Origin of the sequence: Citrobacter sp. CK198, assembly GCF_030333295.1 — a bacterium.
GTDB classification, from domain to species: Bacteria; Pseudomonadota; Gammaproteobacteria; order Enterobacterales; family Enterobacteriaceae; genus Citrobacter_B; species Citrobacter_B koseri.
Map to the genome: position 1 here is coordinate 186417 of NZ_JAOWGE010000036.1, position 17930 is coordinate 204346.

Annotated in this window: 19 protein-coding genes; 16 read left to right on the plus strand and 3 right to left on the minus strand. The window is 55.4% G+C overall.

The annotated features are described in order from the left end of the window. Window positions 1–51 precede the first annotated feature (51 nt). On the plus strand, window positions 52–723 hold the full coding sequence (queE, locus tag OGY62_RS21845; protein ID WP_286460538.1) for a 7-carboxy-7-deazaguanine synthase QueE: 672 nt from the start codon (window positions 52–54) through the stop codon (window positions 721–723). Window positions 724–817: 94 nt separating this feature from the next. Here queE and queD read toward each other — a convergent pair whose 3' ends face one another. Continuing rightward, window positions 818–1180 (minus strand): 6-carboxytetrahydropterin synthase QueD, encoded by a 363-nt coding sequence (gene queD / locus OGY62_RS21850; RefSeq protein ID WP_012134875.1) that lies wholly within the window; start codon window positions 1178–1180, stop codon window positions 818–820. Between the two features lie 307 nt (window positions 1181–1487). Here queD and cysJ point away from each other — a divergent pair, with 307 nt between their 5' ends. From cysJ to cysH, 3 genes are all read left to right on the plus strand, one after another. After that, the gene (cysJ, locus tag OGY62_RS21855) at window positions 1488–3293 is read left to right on the plus strand and encodes an NADPH-dependent assimilatory sulfite reductase flavoprotein subunit (RefSeq protein ID WP_104868258.1); all 1806 of its coding nucleotides are present in this window, start codon (window positions 1488–1490) and stop codon (window positions 3291–3293) included. Then, window positions 3293–5005 (plus strand): assimilatory sulfite reductase (NADPH) hemoprotein subunit, encoded by a 1713-nt coding sequence (gene cysI / locus OGY62_RS21860; protein WP_286460539.1) that lies wholly within the window; start codon window positions 3293–3295, stop codon window positions 5003–5005. The genes cysJ and cysI overlap by 1 nt, the downstream gene beginning before the upstream one ends. A gap of 101 nt (window positions 5006–5106) precedes the next feature. Beyond that, entirely contained in the window at window positions 5107–5841 is a 735-nt protein-coding gene (gene cysH / locus OGY62_RS21865) for a phosphoadenosine phosphosulfate reductase (RefSeq protein WP_058668019.1), read from the plus strand. Window positions 5842–6018: 177 nt separating this feature from the next. On the opposite strand, the gene OGY62_RS21870 is transcribed toward cysH, so the two are convergent. Then, window positions 6019–7062, minus strand: a complete 1044-nt coding sequence (locus OGY62_RS21870; RefSeq protein WP_248622652.1) for an aminopeptidase — start codon at window positions 7060–7062, stop codon at window positions 6019–6021. Window positions 7063–7315: 253 nt separating this feature from the next. On the opposite strand from OGY62_RS21870, the gene cysD reads away from it, so the two are divergent. The 12 genes from cysD to rpoS all read left to right on the plus strand — a co-directional run bounded on the left by cysD (window position 7316) and on the right by rpoS (window position 17214). Further along, on the plus strand, window positions 7316–8224 hold the full coding sequence (cysD, locus tag OGY62_RS21875) for a sulfate adenylyltransferase subunit CysD (protein ID WP_012134868.1): 909 nt from the start codon (window positions 7316–7318) through the stop codon (window positions 8222–8224). A gap of 9 nt (window positions 8225–8233) precedes the next feature. Next, window positions 8234–9661, plus strand: coding sequence for a sulfate adenylyltransferase subunit CysN (cysN, locus tag OGY62_RS21880; RefSeq protein ID WP_286460540.1), 1428 nt, complete (start codon window positions 8234–8236; stop codon window positions 9659–9661). After that, on the plus strand, window positions 9661–10266 hold the full coding sequence (gene cysC, locus OGY62_RS21885; protein WP_058668017.1) for an adenylyl-sulfate kinase: 606 nt from the start codon (window positions 9661–9663) through the stop codon (window positions 10264–10266). The genes cysN and cysC overlap by 1 nt, the downstream gene beginning before the upstream one ends. 49 nt (window positions 10267–10315) lie before the next feature. Then, window positions 10316–10639 carry a DUF3561 family protein gene (locus OGY62_RS21890; RefSeq protein WP_110493889.1) on the plus strand — a complete coding sequence of 108 codons (324 nt, stop codon included), beginning with the start codon at window positions 10316–10318 and terminating at the stop codon, window positions 10637–10639. Between the two features lie 201 nt (window positions 10640–10840). Continuing rightward, complete coding sequence (ftsB, locus tag OGY62_RS21895) at window positions 10841–11152, plus strand: cell division protein FtsB (protein ID WP_012134864.1); 312 nt, start codon at window positions 10841–10843, stop codon at window positions 11150–11152. 18 nt (window positions 11153–11170) lie between these two features. After that, window positions 11171–11866 (plus strand): 2-C-methyl-D-erythritol 4-phosphate cytidylyltransferase, encoded by a 696-nt coding sequence (gene ispD / locus OGY62_RS21900; protein WP_012134863.1) that lies wholly within the window; start codon window positions 11171–11173, stop codon window positions 11864–11866. A 139-nt stretch (window positions 11867–12005) separates the two neighbouring features. After that, complete coding sequence (ispF, locus tag OGY62_RS21905) at window positions 12006–12485, plus strand: 2-C-methyl-D-erythritol 2,4-cyclodiphosphate synthase (RefSeq protein ID WP_012134862.1); 480 nt, start codon at window positions 12006–12008, stop codon at window positions 12483–12485. Continuing rightward, complete coding sequence (truD, locus tag OGY62_RS21910; protein ID WP_058668015.1) at window positions 12482–13531, plus strand: tRNA pseudouridine(13) synthase TruD; 1050 nt, start codon at window positions 12482–12484, stop codon at window positions 13529–13531. Before ispF ends, truD begins: the two co-directional genes overlap by 4 nt. Next, on the plus strand, window positions 13512–14273 hold the full coding sequence (surE, locus tag OGY62_RS21915; RefSeq protein WP_286460541.1) for a 5'/3'-nucleotidase SurE: 762 nt from the start codon (window positions 13512–13514) through the stop codon (window positions 14271–14273). Before truD ends, surE begins: the two co-directional genes overlap by 20 nt. Continuing rightward, entirely contained in the window at window positions 14267–14893 is a 627-nt protein-coding gene (gene pcm, locus OGY62_RS21920) for a protein-L-isoaspartate O-methyltransferase (protein ID WP_012134859.1), read from the plus strand. The genes surE and pcm overlap by 7 nt, the downstream gene beginning before the upstream one ends. A gap of 138 nt (window positions 14894–15031) precedes the next feature. Further along, a complete protein-coding gene (gene nlpD / locus OGY62_RS21925; RefSeq protein WP_024130899.1) occupies window positions 15032–16159 on the plus strand; it encodes a murein hydrolase activator NlpD in 1128 nt (375 codons plus the stop codon). A gap of 62 nt (window positions 16160–16221) precedes the next feature. After that, window positions 16222–17214 carry an RNA polymerase sigma factor RpoS gene (gene rpoS, locus OGY62_RS21930; RefSeq protein ID WP_000081498.1) on the plus strand — a complete coding sequence of 331 codons (993 nt, stop codon included), beginning with the start codon at window positions 16222–16224 and terminating at the stop codon, window positions 17212–17214. A 150-nt stretch (window positions 17215–17364) separates the two neighbouring features. Here the strand turns inward: rpoS and OGY62_RS21935 are convergent, their stop codons facing one another. Further along, entirely contained in the window at window positions 17365–17769 is a 405-nt protein-coding gene (locus OGY62_RS21935; RefSeq protein ID WP_104868265.1) for a MarR family winged helix-turn-helix transcriptional regulator, read from the minus strand. Between the last annotated feature and the right edge of the window lie 161 nt (window positions 17770–17930).

A 17930-nucleotide genomic window follows, 5' to 3' on the forward strand; every position in this document is an offset into this window, starting at 1 on the left:
TAGCGAGGCTTTCTGCGATAATCACTGATTATCCCCTTAACAGAGAATGCTATGCAGTACCCGATTAACGAGATGTTCCAGACCCTGCAAGGTGAGGGTTACTTTACCGGCGTCCCCGCCATTTTTATTCGTTTACAGGGATGCCCGGTTGGCTGTGCCTGGTGCGATACCAAACACACCTGGGATAAGCTTAAAGATCGGGAGGTGTCGTTGTACAGCATCCTGGCGAAGACCAAAGAGAGCGACAAGTGGGGCGCGGCAAGTAGCGAAGACCTGCTGGCGGTGATAAACCGACAGGGGTATACCGCGCGTCATGCCGTGATCACCGGCGGTGAGCCCTGCATCCATGACCTGATGCCATTGACTGATTTACTCGAGAAGAATGGATTCAGCTGTCAGATTGAAACCAGCGGTACCCACGAAGTGCGCTGTACGCCGAATACCTGGGTGACGGTCTCGCCGAAGGTGAATATGCGCGGTGGCTATGACGTCCTGTCGCAGGCGCTGGAGCGTGCGAATGAAATCAAGCACCCTGTTGGTCGCGTCCGTGATATTGAAGCGCTGGATGAGCTATTGGCGACGCTGAGCGACGATAAGCCGCGAATCATTGCCTTGCAGCCAATCAGCCAGAAAGAAGACGCGACGCGTCTGTGCATTGAAACCTGTATCGCGCGTAACTGGCGCTTATCAATGCAGACACACAAATATCTGAATATTGCGTGATAAAAAATCGTTAGCGCGCTTGCCGGGCCTACGGTCATGCTCATTTGTAGGCCGGATAAGACGCAACGCGTCGCCATCCGGCAAAACGAAAAAATCACTCGCCGCGATACACGCAGCCTGCTGTGCAGGTCTCTTTTACCATTACCGCGCTCAGCAGCGGTACGGCAGGTTTAACCTGATCCCAAATCCATTTTGCCAGCACTTCGCTGGTTGGATTTTCCAGACCTGGAATATCGTTCAGATAATAATGATCCAGACGATCGTACGTCGGTTTGAACGCGGCTTTCAGTTCGGCGAAATCCATGATCCAACCGGTATGCGGATCGACGTCACCGGTAATTTCAAGGCGCACCATAAATGAATGACCATGCAGGCGGCCACATTTATGCCCTTCCGGTACGTGGGGCAGGCGGTGAGCGGCTTCAAAGGTGAAATCTTTAAACAAGGTGGTGGACATGGATGATTAACTCTCAAGAATACAAAAACCGCCGTAGGGTACCGGAAAGCACATTTTTTATCATTAACTAAAACGGCGTTGACGCGCGGATAATGAGATTTACACAAGAATTGTGAATTATTTCTTTCTATTTCAATAGGTTGTTTAATCGCTTTTGTTGTTAATAACTATAACTAAAACAGGTTAGTCCATTTGGTTATTTGTTATTTCCATCCCTTCTTTAATTGTTATTATCCCCGCCGTTAACCTTATCGCTAGTTTGGTCTTTTTGCATAAATTCCGCTTTGCTACTGGAACATAACGACGCATGACAACACAGGCCCCACCATCCGCTTTGCTTCCGCTAAACCCGGAGCAGCTGGCACGCCTTCAGGCGGCCACAACCGATCTTTCCCCCACCCAGCTTGCCTGGGTTTCCGGCTATTTCTGGGGAATGCTGAACCAGCAGCCGGGCACGCTCGCCGCCACGCCAGCGCCTGTCGCTGAAATGCCGGGTATTACGCTCATTTCTGCATCGCAAACCGGCAATGCGCGGCGCGTGGCGGAAGCCCTGCGCGATGACCTGCTGGCGGCGAAACTGAGCGTCACGCTGGTTAATGCGGGCGACTACAAATTCAAACAGATCGCCAATGAAAAGCTGCTGGTTGTGGTCGCGTCCACGCAGGGCGAAGGTGAGCCGCCGGAAGAAGCCGTTGCGCTGCGTAAGTTTCTGTTCTCTAAAAAAGCGCCGAAGCTCGACAACACCGCCTTCGCCGTCTTTGGCCTCGGTGATACCTCCTATGAATTTTTCTGCCAGGCGGGTAAAGATTTCGACAGCAAGCTGGCGGAACTGGGGGGGGAGCGTCTGCTCGATCGCGTCGATGCGGATGTGGAATATCAGGCTGCGGCACAAGAATGGCGGGCTCGCGTTGTTGACGTACTGAAAGCGCGTGCGCCGAGCGCATCGGCAGCGCAGGTCGCTGTCGCGGCAACGGGGGCCGTGAATGACGTGCATTCCAGCCCTTATACCAAAGAAGCGCCGCTGAGCGCCTCGCTCGCCGTCAATCAGAAAATCACCGGCCGCGACTCGGAAAAAGATGTGCGCCATATCGAAATCGATCTGGGCGATTCCGGCCTGCGTTATCAGCCGGGCGATGCCCTGGGCGTCTGGTATCAGAACGATCCTGAACTGGTCAAAGAGATCGTCGAACTGGTCTGGCTGAAAGGCACGGAGCCGGTTACCGTTAACGGTAAGGTGCTGCCGCTTGCCGAAGCCTTGCAGTGGCATTTTGAGCTGACGGTGAACACCGCCAATATCGTGGAAAACTACGCCACGCTGACCCGCAGCGAATCGCTGTTGCCGCTGGTGGGTGATAAAGCCCAGTTGCAGCATTACGCCGCGACGACGCCTGTCGTTGATATGCTGCGTTTCTCTCCGGCTCAGCTGGATGCTGACGCGCTGGTGGGGCTGCTGCGCCCGCTGACGCCGCGTCTTTACTCGATAGCCTCTTCCCAGGCGGAAGTTGAGAGCGAAGTGCATATCACCGTAGGCGCCGTGCGTTATGAAATAGAAGGCCGGGCGCGGGCGGGCGGGGCATCAAGCTTCCTGGCCGACCGCGTGGAAGAAGAGGGTGAAGTGCGCGTATTTATCGAACACAACGATAATTTCCGTCTGCCGGCCAACCCGGAAACACCGGTGATCATGATAGGTCCAGGCACCGGGATCGCCCCTTTCCGCGCCTTTATGCAGCAGCGTGCGGCAGATGAAGCGCCGGGTAAAAACTGGTTGTTCTTTGGCAACCCGCACTTTACCGAAGATTTCCTCTACCAGGTGGAATGGCAGCGCTACGTCAAAGAGGGCGTCCTGAGCCGCATCGATCTGGCCTGGTCCCGCGATCAAAAAGAAAAAATATACGTACAAGACAAACTGCGCGAACAGGGCGCAGAGCTGTGGCGCTGGATTAATGACGGCGCGCACATTTATGTCTGCGGCGACGCCAATCGCATGGCGAAAGACGTTGAGCAGGCACTGCTGGAAGTGATTGCCGAATTCGGCGGTATGGATGCCGAAGCGGCGGATGAATTTTTAAGTGAGCTGCGCGTTGAGCGCCGTTATCAGCGAGATGTCTACTAATGAGCGAAAAACATCCAGGCCCACTGGTGGTCGAAGGTAAACTGGCAGATGCCGAGCGCATGAAGCTTGAGAGCAACTACCTGCGCGGCACCATTGCTGAAGATTTGAATGACGGCCTGACCGGCGGTTTTAAAGGCGACAACTTTCTGCTGATCCGTTTTCACGGTATGTACCAGCAGGATGACCGCGACATTCGCGCCGAGCGCGCCGAGCAGAAGCTGGAGCCGCGTCATGCGATGCTGCTGCGTTGCCGTCTGCCGGGTGGGGTTATCACCACCAGACAGTGGCAGGCGATCGATAAATTCGCCGCGGAAAATACGATTTACGGCAGCATTCGCCTGACTAACCGTCAGACCTTCCAGTTCCACGGCATTCTGAAAAAGAACGTGAAGCCGGTACATCAGATGCTGCACTCCGTTGGGCTGGACGCGCTGGCGACCGCCAACGACATGAACCGTAACGTGCTGTGCACCTCTAACCCGTATGAGTCTGAGCTGCATGCCGAAGCCTATGAGTGGGCGAAAAAGATCTCCGAGCATTTGCTGCCGCGTACTCGCGCCTATGCGGAGATCTGGCTTGATCAGGAAAAGGTCGCCACAACGGATGAGGAGCCGATCCTCGGCCAGACCTATCTGCCGCGTAAGTTCAAAACGACCGTGGTGATCCCGCCGCAGAACGACATCGATCTGCACGCCAACGACATGAACTTTGTCGCCGTGGCGGAAAACGGCAAGCTGGTGGGCTTTAACCTGCTGGTCGGCGGCGGGCTTTCTATTGAGCACGGGAACAAGAAAACGTATGCCCGCACCGCGAGCGAGTTCGGCTATCTGTCGCTGGAGCATACCCTGGCGGTGGCGGAAGCGGTGGTGACGACTCAGCGCGACTGGGGTAATCGCACCGATCGTAAAAACGCCAAAACCAAATACACTCTGGAGCGTGTTGGGGTCGAGACGTTCAAGGCGGAAGTTGAGCGTCGTGCAGGCATCAAATTTGAACCGATCCGCCCGTATGAATTTACCGGGCGCGGCGATCGCATCGGTTGGGTGAAAGGCATCGACAACAAATGGCACCTGACGCTGTTTATTGAGAATGGCCGTATTCTGGATTATCCGGGGCGCCCGCTGAAAACAGGTCTGTTGGAGATCGCGAAGATCCACAAGGGCGAATTCCGTATTACCGCCAACCAGAACCTGATCATTGCCGGCGTGCCGGAAAGCCAGAAAGCGAAGATTGAAAAACTGGCGCGCAACCACGGCCTGATGAATGCGGTCACGTCGCAGCGTGAAAACTCGATGGCCTGCGTATCGTTCCCGACCTGCCCGCTGGCGATGGCGGAAGCGGAGCGTTTCCTGCCGACCTTCGTCGATAAAGTGGACGCGTTGATGACCCACCACGGCGTGAGCGATGAGCACATCGTGCTGCGCGTGACGGGCTGCCCAAATGGCTGCGGACGCGCCATGCTGGCGGAAGTCGGTCTGGTGGGGAAAGCGCCAGGTCGTTATAACCTGCATCTGGGCGGCAATCGCATCGGAACGCGTATCCCGCGTATGTTCAAAGAGAACATTACCGAGCCGGAAATTCTGGCGTCGCTGGATGAACTGATTGGGCGCTGGGTGAAAGAGCGCGAAGCGGGTGAAGGCTTCGGCGACTTTACGGTGCGTGCGGGCATCATTCGCCCGGTGCTCGATCCCGCCCGGGATTTCTGGGAATAACGTGCATCGCCGGATGGCGGCATAAATGCCTTATCCGGCCTACGTAGACAGTAGGCCTGATAAGCGCAGCGCCATCAGGCAAGGCAAACAGTGAGGAACTTATGTCCGTACTCGATCTAAACGCCCTGAATGAATTGCCGAAAGTCGAGCGCGTCATGGCGCTGGCTGAAACCAACGCGCAGCTGGAAAAGTTGGATGCTGAAGGACGCGTGGCGTGGGCGCTGGAGAATCTACCCGGTGAATACGTGCTCTCGTCGAGCTTTGGTATTCAGGCGGCGGTCAGCCTGCATCTGGTTAACCAGATTCGCCCGGATATTCCGGTTATCCTGACCGATACCGGCTATCTGTTCCCGGAAACCTACCAGTTTATTGATGAGCTGACGGAAAAGCTGAACCTGAACCTGAAAGTCTATCGTGCGACGGAAAGCGCGGCCTGGCAGGAAGCCCGCTACGGTAAACTGTGGGAGCAAGGCGTTGAGGGCATTGAGAAATACAATGACATCAACAAAGTCGAGCCGATGAACCGGGCGTTAAAAGAGCTTAACGCGCAAACGTGGTTTGCTGGCCTGCGCCGCGAACAATCCGGGAGCCGGGCGCATCTTCCTGTGCTGGCGATTCAGCGCGGCGTTTTTAAAGTGCTGCCCATCATCGACTGGGATAACCGGACGGTGTACCAGTATCTGCAAAAACACGGTCTGAAATACCATCCGCTATGGGATCAGGGCTATCTGTCGGTTGGCGATACCCACACCACCCGTAAATGGGAGCCCGGCATGGCAGAAGAAGAGACGCGATTCTTCGGGCTGAAGCGCGAGTGCGGGCTGCACGAAGGGTGATTGTTTTGCCTGATGGCGCTGCGCTTATCAGGCCTACCAGACAGCACGAAGGGTGATTGTTTGCCTGATGGCGCTACGCTTATCAGGCCTACAAGACACGGATAAGGCGTTTACGCCGCCATCCGGCAAGTGCAGCTCTGTAGGCCCGGTAAGGCGTAGCCGCCACCGGGCGACACATCAGGCTTTACCGGCTTTCGCCAGTTCTTTTACCAGCGGCAACATGATGCGCACGACATCGCGACTGCGGTGTTCAATTCTTCCTGGTAGCGCCTTGTCGATGTGCTGTTGGTTATCCAGACGCACATCGTGCCAGCTGTTTCCGGTCGGGAATGAAGGCGTTTTCGCACGCTGCTGATAGCCGTCTTTTTTCCCCAGATTCCAGTTGGTAGCCTCAACCGACAGCACGGAAATACCGGCTTTATCGAAGACTTCGGCGTCGTTGCAGCAGCCTGTGCCTTTCGGGTAATCCTTGTTCAGACCCGGATTGGTCGCGGCGGCGATACCGTGGCTGCGCGCAATCGCCAGCGCCCGGTCGCGCGTCAGTTTGCGTACGGCTTCCGGCGTTTGCTGCCCGCTGTTGAAGTAGAGTTTGTCGCCGACAATCAGGTTATCAAGGTTAATTACCAGCAGCGTATTTTTCTTCTCAGCGGCGCTCATCCGCTTAAGCAGGTTTTCTGCGCCCAGTTTTCCCTCTTCTTCACCGCTGGTGGCGATAAAGCGGATGCCGTACTGCGTCGGGATGTCTTTCAGGCGTTCAGCCAGTTCCAGCATCACGCCCAGCCCGGCGGCGTTATCGTCAATGCCCTGCAAGGTTAAACCGCCGAGATTGGCGTCGGTATCAGCATCGCTCAGCGGCGCATAGGTATCCAGGTGCGCCATAATAATAATTTGTTGCGGCGCTTTCCCTTCGTGCGCCGCAATAACGGTACTGCCCGTCACGTTATGCCAGTTCTTGCGATTATTCCTGGCGGTATAAATATAGCGGCTATTAAATGTTCGGATATCGCTGCGATATCCCATCTGCTCAAATTGTTGACGTAAATAATCGGCAGAGAGCATCTCCGCCGGTGTTCCGGTCATTCTGCCGGGAAAGAATGTTGCAATGTGTCGTGCCTGAATAGTGGCGATATCGCCAGGCTTCGGTGACGTTGCCTGCGCGGGAAGGATAAAGCATACGCCGAGCGCCAGGAGCGCTGCACGGAGGCGCGATGCGGAAAACATAGTGAGTCCTTAAATACAGAGCAGAAATTTTTACCCGCTTAGTATGAAACCGTGATTGCCGTAAAACAATTTCATTTGCTCTGAAATGCCCTAAATTCGGTGGGTTAAGCACTTTTTGATATTTGCTTTCTCAAATCGTTATTCCTTTGAGGAACTACTCATTCCAATTCGTAATTTCATTCGTTCTCCTGCGCTCCCTATAGTCGTGTTATCTGAATGTTTAGCAAAATAGCGGTATTGCAAAGGAACGGTTATGGACCAAAAACGACTCACCCACCTGCGGCAGCTGGAAGCGGAAAGCATCCATATCATTCGCGAGGTGGCCGCCGAATTTTCTAATCCGGTGATGATGTATTCCATCGGTAAAGATTCCAGCGTCATGCTGCATCTGGCGCGTAAAGCGTTTTATCCAGGTACGTTGCCGTTTCCGCTGCTGCACGTTGATACCGGCTGGAAGTTTCGTGAGATGTACGAATTCCGCGATCGCACCGCAAAGGCCTATGGTTGTGAACTGCTGGTGCATAAAAACCCGGAAGGGGTGGCGATGGGGATTAACCCGTTCGTTCACGGCAGCGCTAAACACACCGATATTATGAAAACCGAAGGGTTGAAACAGGCGTTGGATAAATATGGCTTTGACGCCGCGTTCGGCGGCGCGCGCCGCGACGAAGAGAAGTCGCGCGCCAAAGAGCGTATTTACTCCTTCCGCGACCGTTTTCATCGCTGGGACCCGAAAAACCAGCGCCCGGAGCTATGGCACAACTACAACGGGCAGATTAACAAAGGCGAAAGCATCCGCGTTTTCCCGCTCTCTAACTGGACCGAGCAGGATATCTGGCAGTACATCTGGCTGGAAAATATCGAGATCGTGCCGCTGTACCTGGCCGCTGAGCGCCCGGTGCTGGAGCGCGACGGCATGCTGATGATGATCGATGACGATCGTATTGACCTGCAACCCGGCGAGGTGATCAAAAAACGCATGGTGCGTTTCCGTACCCTCGGCTGCTGGCCGCTCACGGGAGCGGTGGAATCCAGCGCGCAGACGCTGCCGGAAATTATTGAAGAGATGCTGGTCTCGACCACCAGTGAACGTCAGGGGCGCGTGATTGACCGCGACCAGGCGGGCTCAATGGAGCTGAAGAAACGTCAGGGGTATTTCTAAGGAGCCGCCATGAACACCACACTTGCACAACAAATCGCTAATGAAGGCGGCGTCGAAGCCTGGATGGTTGCCCAGCAACACAAAAGCCTGCTGCGTTTCCTGACCTGCGGCAGCGTCGATGACGGTAAAAGCACGCTGATTGGCCGACTGCTGCACGATACGCGTCAGATTTATGAAGATCAGCTCTCGTCGCTGCATAACGACAGTAAGCGTCATGGCACGCAGGGTGAAAAACTCGATCTGGCGCTGCTGGTCGACGGGTTGCAGGCTGAGCGCGAGCAGGGAATTACCATTGATGTGGCATACCGCTATTTCTCGACCGAGAAACGCAAATTTATTATTGCCGACACGCCAGGGCACGAGCAGTACACGCGTAACATGGCGACCGGCGCATCGACCTGCGATCTGGCGATCCTGCTGATCGACGCCCGCAAAGGCGTGCTGGATCAGACCCGCCGCCACAGTTTCATCTCTACGCTGCTGGGCATTAAGCACCTGGTGGTGGCGATCAACAAGATGGATCTGGTGGGGTTCAGCGAGGAGACGTTCGCCCGTATTCGCGAAGATTACCTGACGTTTGCCGGGCAGCTGCCGGGGAACCTGGACATCCGCTTTGTGCCGCTTTCTGCGCTGGAAGGGGATAACGTCGCGACCCAGAGCGCCAGTATGCCGTGGTACAACGGCCCGACGCTGCTGGAAGTGCTGGAGACGGTTGAGATCCAGCGGGTTGTCGACACCCAGCCGATGCGCTTCCCGGTACAGTATGTGAACCGTCCGAACCTCGATTTCCGTGGTTATGCCGGAACGCTGGCCTCCGGCAGCGTGAAGGTCGGGCAGCGTGTCAAAGTTCTGCCGTCCGGCGTTGAATCCAACGTGGCGCGCATCGTCACCTTTGATGGCGATCTGCAAGAAGCGCACGCCGGTGAAGCGATTACGCTGGTGCTGAAAGATGAAATTGACATCAGCCGTGGCGATCTGTTGCTGGATGCAGGCGAAAACCTGCCAGCCGTACAGAGCGCCGCCGTTGATGTGGTATGGATGGCGGAACAACCGCTGTCGGCCGGGCAGAGTTATGACATCAAGATTGCCGGTAAAAAGACCCGTGCGCGCGTCGATGCCATTCACCATCAGGTTGATATCAACAACCTGACCCAGCGCGAGGTGGAAAGCCTGCCGTTGAACGGTATCGGCCTGGTCGAACTGACTTTTGACGAACCGTTAGTGCTGGATACATACCAGCAGAACCCGGTCACTGGCGGGTTAATCATCATCGACCGGCTGTCCAACGTGACCGTTGGCGCGGGGCTGGTACGTGAGCCTATTGAGCGCACCGCCGCGACGCCTTCCGGGTTCAGCGCCTTTGAGCTGGAACTGAACGCGCTGATCCGTCGCCACTTCCCGCACTGGGGCGCGCGTGATTTGCTGGGAGGCAAGTAATGGCGCTGCATGACGAAAACGTCGTCTGGCATGCCCATGCGGTAACGCGCGAAGATCGTGAAGCGCTGCATGGGCATAAAGGGGCTGTGGTCTGGTTTACGGGACTTTCCGGTTCGGGGAAATCAACGATTGCAGGCGCGCTGGAAGAGGCCCTGCATAAGCTGGGCGTCAGCACCTGGCTGCTGGATGGCGATAATGTCCGTCACGGCCTGTGCAGCGATCTTGGCTTTAGCGACGCAGACCGTAAAGAGAATATCCGCCGGGTGGGGGAGGTTGCGAACCTGATGGTGGATGCCGGGCTGGTGGTGCTGACGGCGTTTATTTCGCCGCATCGCGCGGAGCGGCAGATGGTGCGCGAGCGCATCGGGGAGGGGCGGTTTATCGAGGTTTTTGTCGATACGCCGCTGGCAACCTGTGAAGCGCGCGATCCTAAAGGGCTGTACAAGAAGGCCAGGGCGGGTGAGCTGCGTAATTTCACCGGCATTGATTCGGTATATGAAACGCCTGAATCGCCTGAAGTTCATCTGGATGGTGAACAATTAGTAACAAATTTGGTTGCCCAATTATTAGATCTACTGAGACAGGGCGATATTATCAGATCCTGAGACACCGCCGGGCTTGTATGCCCGGTGAGTCAAGGTTACAGGATTCGATATGCGTAATAGCCATAACATTATTATCACAAGGTCAGATGCCCTCACGACCGACGACGACACAACCTGGTCACTGCCGGGCGCCGTGGTCGGTTTTGCCTCGTGGCTGCTGGCGTTGGGAATTCCCTTTCTCATCTATGGCCCTAACACGCTGTTTTTCTTCCTCTATACCTGGCCCTTTTTCCTGGCGCTCATGCCCGTTGCGGTTGTGGTCGGCGTGGCCCTGCATTCAATCATGAGCGGCAAACTGTTCTACAGCATTACGGCTACGCTATTAACGGTAGGCGCGATGTTTGGCGCGCTCTTCATGTGGCTGTTGGGGTAGGTCAGCCCTCCCTTTTCATGACGGGCGAGAGTGGCCATAATTCAAACCGTAACCAACAATAAGATTATGTTCTCCCTGCACGAGATATGCGGATCGGCGGATAAATGTGGTACATTTGCCCGCGTTGTCGCGGCATTCCCGCCTCAGAGTAGAGTCTCTGGGAAAGTTATGGGATGATGGTGCCGTTTTTCAGGGGGCAGGATGGGTAAACTAACGCTGCTGCTGCTGACTTTACTGGTCTGGTTGCAGTATTCGCTGTGGTTCGGTAAGAACGGCATACATGACTACAGCCGCGTCAACGATGATGTGGCTGCGCAGCAAGCTACGAATGCGAAACTTAAAGCGCGTAACGATCAGCTTTTCGCCGAAATTGACGATCTCAATGGCGGCCAGGAAGCGATCGAGGAGCGCGCGCGTAATGAACTCAGCATGACCAAACCGGGCGAAACTTTTTACCGTCTGGTGCCTGACGCGTCTAAACGTGCTCAGGCTGCGGGGCAAACTAATCGATAAATCAGCCCAGGAAATGACATGGCAGCCACTTTATTGGACGTTTGCGCTGTGGTACCGGCTGCCGGATTTGGCCGCCGAATGCAAACGGAATGTCCTAAGCAATATCTCTCTATTGGCAATAAAACCATTCTTGAACACTCGGTGCATGCGCTGCTGGCGCATCCCCGGGTGACGCGCGTCGTTATCGCAATCAGCCCTGGCGACAGCCGCTTCGCCGAACTTCCTCTGGCGCAACATCCGCAGGTCACTGTCGTGGACGGGGGTGACGAACGCGCCGATTCCGTACTGGCTGGCTTACGGGCGGCCGGTGACGCGCAGTGGGTGCTGGTGCATGACGCCGCCCGGCCTTGTCTGCATCAGGATGACCTTGCGCGCCTGCTCTCGCTTAGCGAAACCAGCCGCACGGGTGGAATCCTCGCCGCTCCGGTACGCGACACCATGAAACGCGCCGAGCCGGGTAAAGCCGCCATTGCGCATACCGTAGAGCGTACCGACCTGTGGCACGCGTTAACGCCGCAATTCTTCCCACGCGAGCTGCTGCATGATTGCCTGAGCCGTGCGCTGAACGAAGGCGCGACCATTACCGATGAGGCGTCCGCGCTGGAGTATTGCGGTTTTCATCCCCAACTGGTTGAAGGCCGGGCTGATAATATAAAAGTCACCCGCCCGGAAGATCTGGCGCTTGCGGAATTTTATCTGACCCGAACAATCTAGACACAAAATCATTCAAGCTGCATCGAGGCGGCAACTGAGTGCATCCCCAGGAGCTTACATAAGTAAGTGACTGGGGTGAACAAAGGCAGCCAACAAAGAGGCAGCTTGAAGGATGATGTGTATATCAGGAGAATGCATAATGCGAATCGGACACGGTTTTGACGTACACGCTTTTGGCGGAGAAGGCCCAATTATCATTGGTGGCGTGCGCATCCCGTATGACAAAGGGCTGCTGGCGCATTCTGATGGCGACGTGGCGCTGCATGCGCTGACTGATGCGCTGCTCGGCGCGGCGGCGCTTGGCGATATCGGCAAACTTTTCCCGGATACCGATCCGGCCTTTAAAGGCGCGGACAGCCGCGAATTGCTGCGGGAAGCATGGCGACGCATTCAGGCCAAAGGCTATACCCTTGGTAACGTGGACGTGACCATTATCGCCCAGGCGCCGAAGATGCTGCCGCATATCCCGCAAATGCGCGTGTTTATCGCGGAAGATCTTGGTTGTCATATGGATGATGTCAACGTCAAGGCGACCACCACGGAGAAACTCGGGTTCACCGGGCGTGGGGAAGGGATTGCCTGCGAAGCGGTGGCGCTACTGATTAAGGCCGCGAAATGACCGAGTTTGAAAACCTGACGTACCTCCACGGAAAGCCGCAGGGCGCCGGGCTGCTTAAAGCGAACCCGGAAGATTTTGTGGTGGTTGAAGATTTAGGTTTTGAGCCAGATGGCGAAGGCGAACATATTCTGGTTCGCATTCTGAAAAACGGTTGTAACACCCGTTTTGTGGCCGATGCGCTGGCGAAATTCCTTAAAATTCATGCCCGTGAAGTGAGCTTTGCCGGGCAGAAAGACAAGCATGCCGTCACTGAACAGTGGCTGTGCGCGCGCGTGCCGGGCAAAGAGATGCCAGACCTGAGCGCATTCCAGATTGAAGGCTGTAAAGTGCTGGAGTACGCGCGTCACAAACGTAAGCTGCGTTTAGGCGCGCTGAAGGGCAACGCGTTTACGCTGGTGCTGCGTGAAGTCAGCCATCGTGATGATGTCGAAGCCCGGCTACAGGCTATCAATACGCGCGGCGTACCAAACTATTTTGGCGCGCAGCGATTCGGTATTGGCGGCAGCAACCTGCAAGGCGCGCTGCGCTGGGCGCAAAGCAATGCGCCGGTGCGCGATCGCAATAAACGCAGTTTTTGGTTGTCGGCGGCCCGCAGTGCGTTGTTTAATCAGATCGTCAACGAACGCGTGAAAAAACCAGACTTTAATCAAGTTGTTGATGGCGATGCGCTACAATTAGCGGGGCGCGGGAGCTGGTTTGTGGCCACGCAGGAAGAACAGGCGGAATTGCAGCGTCGCGTTGACGAAAAAGAACTGATGATTACGGCGGCGCTTCCCGGTAGCGGCGAGTGGGGAACCCTGCGCGACGCGCTGGCGTTTGAAGAGGCTGCCATTGCGGATGAGAGCGAACTGCAATCGTTACTGCTGCGCGAAAAGGTTGAAGCGGCGCGCAGAGCGATGCTGCTCTATCCGCAACAATTACGCTGGAACTGGTGGGATGACGTCACCGTTGAGCTGCGCTTCTGGCTACCGGCAGGCAGTTTCGCCACCAGCGTCGTAAGGGAACTGATTAACACAATGGGTGATTATGCGCATATTGCTGAGTAACGATGATGGGGTCCACGCGCCCGGTATACAAACGCTGGCGAAAGCGCTGCGTGGGTTTGCTGACGTACAGGTCGTCGCCCCGGATCGTAACCGCAGTGGCGCGTCAAACTCGCTGACGCTGGAGTCCTCGCTTCGTACCTTTACCTTTGATAACGGCGATATCGCCGTGCAGATGGGCACACCGACCGACTGCGTCTACCTGGGCGTGAACGCGCTGATGCGTCCGCGCCCGGATATTGTGGTTTCAGGCATTAACGCGGGCCCTAATCTGGGCGATGATGTCATCTATTCCGGGACCGTCGCCGCAGCGATGGAGGGCCGTCACCTGGGTTTTCCCGCGCTGGCGGTATCGCTTGACGGCCATCAGCATTATGAGACGGCGGCAGCGGTAACCTGCTCTATTTTGCGTGCATTACGTCGGGAGCCGCTGCGTACCGGACGCATTCTGAATATCAATGTCCCGGATCTGCCGCTGGATCAAATCAAAGGCATTCGCGTAACCCGCTGCGGCAGCCGCCATCCGGCCGATCAGGTTATTTCACAGCAGGACCCGCGCGGCAACACGCTGTACTGGATCGGCCCGCCGGGCGGCAAATGCGACGCCGGGCCGGACACCGATTTTGCAGCGGTGGATGAGGGCTATGTCTCCGTTACCCCGCTGCATGTGGATTTAACGGCGTATAGCGCGCATGATGTGGTTTCGGACTGGTTAGACAGCGTGGGAGTTGACGCGCAATGGTAAGCAGACGCGTACACACTCTTCTTGAACAATTGCGCGCTCAGGGCATCAAAGATGAGCAAGTGCTGGATGCGCTTGCCGCCGTCCCGCGTGAAAAGTTTATTGATGAAGCGTTTGAACATAAAGCCTGGGACAATATCGCTTTGCCGATTGGCCAGGGGCAGACCATTTCGCAGCCCTATATGGTGGCGCGAATGACAGAATTGCTTGAGCTGACGCCGCAATCCAGAGTGCTGGAGATCGGCACTGGCTCCGGGTATCAGACGGCGATTCTCGCGCATCTGGTACAGCATGTGTGCTCGGTGGAGCGCATTAAAGGGCTGCAATGGCAGGCGCGTCGTCGCCTGAAACAGCTTGATTTACACAATGTTTCAACTCGTCATGGCGATGGATGGCAAGGTTGGCAGGCTCGCGCCCCGTTTGACGCCATCATCGTGACGGCAGCTCCGCCGGAAATTCCGACGGCGTTAATGACGCAACTGGATGAAGGCGGGATTCTCGTTTTACCCGTGGGTGAGGAGCATCAGTTCTTGAAACGGGTGCGTCGCCGGGGAGGCGAATTTATTATCGATACCGTGGAGGCCGTCCGCTTTGTGCCTTTAGTGAAAGGCGAACTCGCTTAAGCATCCTTTAATACCCGGATTTTTCCTGGTTATTTTATAAAGGGTAAGCGTATTGTGGGGACGTTTCCAGCGTCCAGGCCGATGCCTTGCACGGTTATTACGTCACTGGTTGTTAACCAAATTTTTCCTGGGGGATAAATGAGCGCGGGAAGCCCAAAATTCACCGTTAGCCGCATTGCGGCATTGTCGCTGGTTTCGCTATGGCTGGCAGGTTGTTCCAATTCTTCGAATCCTCCTGCGCCGGTAAGCTCAGTTAATGGTAATGCCCCGTCGAGCACCAGTTCCGGGATGCTGATCACGCCGCCGCCCAAAATGGGGACAACGGCGCAACAAACGCCGCAGATTCAGCCCGTGCAGCCTGTTCAACCGGTTGCCCAGTCCCGGCAGATTCAGCCGGTCGCTGAGCAGCCTGTGCAAATGGAAAATGGCCGTATCGTGTACAACCGCCAGTATGGGAACATTCCGAAAGGCAGCTACACCGGCGGCAGCACATACACCGTTAAAAAAGGCGACACGCTTTTTTATATCGCCTGGATCACCGGGAACGATTTCCGCGACCTTGCTCAGCGTAACAACGTTCCGGCCCCATACGGCCTGAATGTGGGGCAAACGCTCCAGGTCGGCAATGCCTCAGGCACGCCAATTACCGGCGGCAACGCGATTACGCAGGCGGATGCAGTAGAGCAAGGAGTTGTGACCAAACCTGCACAAAATTCCACCGTTGTAGTTGCGTCGAAACCGACAATTACGTATTCTGAGGATTCAGGTGAACAAAGTGCTAATAAAATGTTGCCGAACAACAAGCCTGCTGGGACCGTGGTCACAGCGCCTGTAACGGCACCAACAGCGAGCACAACCGAACCGACTGCAAGCAGTACGTCAACCAGTTCGCCAATCTCCACATGGCGCTGGCCGACTGAGGGCAAAGTGATCGAAAACTTCGCGGCTACCGAAGGTGGCAACAAAGGGATCGACATTGCAGGCAGTAAAGGACAGGCTATTGTCGCGACCGCAGATGGACGCGTCGTATATGCCGGTAACGCGCTGCGCGGTTACGGTAATCTTATTATCATCAAACACAACGATGATTACCTGAGTGCCTACGCCCATAACGATACGATGCTGGTCCGGGAACAACAAGAAGTTAAGGCGGGGCAAAAAATCGCTACCATGGGTAGCACCGGAACCAGTTCTACACGCTTGCATTTTGAAATTCGTTACAAGGGGAAATCCGTAAACCCGCTGCGCTATTTACCGCAGCGATAATTCGGCGGAACCAGGCTTGCACTTGCTAGTTCCGTCCAGGGATCACGGGTAGGAGCCACCTTATGAGTCAGAATACGCTGAAAGTTCATGATTTAAATGAAGACGCGGAATTTGATGAGAACGGAGTAGAGGCTTTTGACGAAAAAGCCTTGAGTGAAGAGGAACCCAGTGATAACGACCTGGCTGAAGAGGAGCTGTTATCGCAAGGGGCCACACAGCGTGTGTTGGACGCGACTCAGCTTTACCTTGGTGAGATTGGTTATTCGCCACTGTTAACGGCCGAAGAAGAAGTTTATTTTGCGCGTCGCGCACTGCGTGGAGATGTTGCCTCTCGCCGTCGCATGATTGAGAGTAACTTGCGTCTGGTGGTAAAAATTGCCCGCCGTTATGGCAATCGTGGACTGGCGTTGCTGGACCTGATTGAAGAGGGCAATCTGGGGCTTATCCGTGCCGTCGAGAAGTTTGACCCTGAACGTGGGTTCCGTTTCTCAACATACGCTACCTGGTGGATTCGCCAGACGATCGAACGGGCCATTATGAACCAAACCCGTACGATTCGACTGCCGATTCACATTGTTAAAGAGCTGAACGTCTATCTGCGTACCGCACGAGAGTTGTCGCATAAACTGGACCACGAACCGAGCGCGGAAGAGATAGCAGAGCAACTGGATAAACCGGTTGATGACGTCAGCCGTATGCTTCGTCTCAACGAGCGCATAACCTCGGTAGACACCCCGTTGGGTGGTGATTCCGAAAAAGCGTTGCTGGATATCCTGGCCGATGAAAAAGAGAACGGCCCGGAAGACACCACGCAAGATGATGATATGAAACAGAGTATCGTCAAATGGCTGTTCGAACTGAACGCCAAACAGCGTGAAGTGCTGGCGCGTCGTTTCGGTCTGCTGGGGTATGAAGCGGCGACACTGGAAGATGTGGGGCGTGAAATTGGTCTCACCCGTGAACGTGTTCGTCAGATTCAGGTTGAAGGCCTGCGTCGTCTGCGCGAAATTTTGCAGACTCAGGGGCTGAATATCGAAGCGCTGTTCCGTGAGTAAGTGATTATTCGTCAAAAAAAGGCCAGTCTCGCGACTGGCCTTTTTCTTTGGCCGTCAGTTCGTAGGCCGGATAAGGCGTAGCCGTCATCCGGCACTTATTGCCCGATGGCGCTTTGCTTATCGGGCCGACAAAAATATCCCAGGCTGACTTTACCCCATCATCTTGCGCACCAGCTGCGTGAACTGCTCACGCTCATCGTCGCTCAGGCGCCCTAAAAATTCATCATCCACACGATCCCCCAACGGTATGGCGCCGGTCAGCAGCGTTTCTCCTTCGCCAGTGAGATAAACAAAGCGGCGGCGTTTATCTTGTGGATCGCTTTCCCGCGTCACCAGTCCCCGGCTTTCCATTCGGCTTAGCATCTCCGCCAGCGTCGCTTTTGTACTGACCGCCGCCTCCATTAGGGCAATCTGCTCAATGCCTGGATGCTCAGCAATAGCGCGCATTACCGCATACTGTGGCTTGGTCAGTTCCGGTAATTCGTGCTGCCAGCGGGACGTATGCTGTTGAAAAAGCTGACGTAACAGATGAAACGCTGTGTTTCGTAACTCCATGTGCGCTCCTGGCAAAATATCTGTTGCTATCATAACGGGTTGTAGCAATTTTTATAATGCTCAATCTTTTAGCTCTCCGTGCGGCTATGGGGAATGAAGCTTGTCCAGGTATTCCGGGTAGCGTATTTTATCTAAAACGTTCGTATACGAACAAAAATGGA

Coding starts and splice junctions, on each gene's coding strand:
- queE (WP_286460538.1), top strand. CDS start 52: ATGCAGTACCCGATTAACGAGATGTTCCAGACCCTGCAAGGTGAGGGT.
- queD (WP_012134875.1), bottom strand. CDS start 1,180: ATGTCCACCACCTTGTTTAAAGATTTCACCTTTGAAGCCGCTCACCGC.
- cysJ (WP_104868258.1), top strand. CDS start 1,488: ATGACAACACAGGCCCCACCATCCGCTTTGCTTCCGCTAAACCCGGAG.
- cysI (WP_286460539.1), top strand. CDS start 3,293: ATGAGCGAAAAACATCCAGGCCCACTGGTGGTCGAAGGTAAACTGGCA.
- cysH (WP_058668019.1), top strand. CDS start 5,107: ATGTCCGTACTCGATCTAAACGCCCTGAATGAATTGCCGAAAGTCGAG.
- OGY62_RS21870 (WP_248622652.1), bottom strand. CDS start 7,062: ATGTTTTCCGCATCGCGCCTCCGTGCAGCGCTCCTGGCGCTCGGCGTA.
- cysD (WP_012134868.1), top strand. CDS start 7,316: ATGGACCAAAAACGACTCACCCACCTGCGGCAGCTGGAAGCGGAAAGC.
- cysN (WP_286460540.1), top strand. CDS start 8,234: ATGAACACCACACTTGCACAACAAATCGCTAATGAAGGCGGCGTCGAA.
- cysC (WP_058668017.1), top strand. CDS start 9,661: ATGGCGCTGCATGACGAAAACGTCGTCTGGCATGCCCATGCGGTAACG.
- OGY62_RS21890 (WP_110493889.1), top strand. CDS start 10,316: ATGCGTAATAGCCATAACATTATTATCACAAGGTCAGATGCCCTCACG.
- ftsB (WP_012134864.1), top strand. CDS start 10,841: ATGGGTAAACTAACGCTGCTGCTGCTGACTTTACTGGTCTGGTTGCAG.
- ispD (WP_012134863.1), top strand. CDS start 11,171: ATGGCAGCCACTTTATTGGACGTTTGCGCTGTGGTACCGGCTGCCGGA.
- ispF (WP_012134862.1), top strand. CDS start 12,006: ATGCGAATCGGACACGGTTTTGACGTACACGCTTTTGGCGGAGAAGGC.
- truD (WP_058668015.1), top strand. CDS start 12,482: ATGACCGAGTTTGAAAACCTGACGTACCTCCACGGAAAGCCGCAGGGC.
- surE (WP_286460541.1), top strand. CDS start 13,512: ATGCGCATATTGCTGAGTAACGATGATGGGGTCCACGCGCCCGGTATA.
- pcm (WP_012134859.1), top strand. CDS start 14,267: ATGGTAAGCAGACGCGTACACACTCTTCTTGAACAATTGCGCGCTCAG.
- nlpD (WP_024130899.1), top strand. CDS start 15,032: ATGAGCGCGGGAAGCCCAAAATTCACCGTTAGCCGCATTGCGGCATTG.
- rpoS (WP_000081498.1), top strand. CDS start 16,222: ATGAGTCAGAATACGCTGAAAGTTCATGATTTAAATGAAGACGCGGAA.
- OGY62_RS21935 (WP_104868265.1), bottom strand. CDS start 17,769: ATGGAGTTACGAAACACAGCGTTTCATCTGTTACGTCAGCTTTTTCAA.